This is a genomic window from Bacillus sp. MM2020_4, assembly GCF_011250555.1.
Taxonomy (GTDB): domain Bacteria; phylum Bacillota; class Bacilli; order Bacillales; family Cytobacillaceae; genus Neobacillus.
Map to the genome: position 1 here is coordinate 1 of NZ_JAANMZ010000128.1, position 260 is coordinate 260.

Genomic DNA, 260 nt, shown 5'->3' on the forward strand with positions numbered 1-260 from the left:
GGGTCTACGACTACATACTAAATTCGCCCTATTCAGACTCGCTTTCGCTGCGGCTCCGTCTCTTCAACTTAACCTTGCATGTAATCGTAACTCGCCGGTTCATTCTACAAAAGGCACGCCATCACCCATAAACGGGCTCTGACTACTTGTAGGCACACGGTTTCAGGAACTATTTCACTCCCCTTCCGGGGTGCTTTTCACCTTTCCCTCACGGTACTGGTTCACTATCGGTCACTAGGGAGTATTTAGCCTTGGGAGAT

The 260-nt window shown here is 49.6% G+C and carries 1 rRNA gene; it reads right to left on the reverse strand.

The features are described from left to right. Positions 1-260 (reverse strand): 23S ribosomal RNA (locus tag G6554_RS25440); the annotation flags it as partial.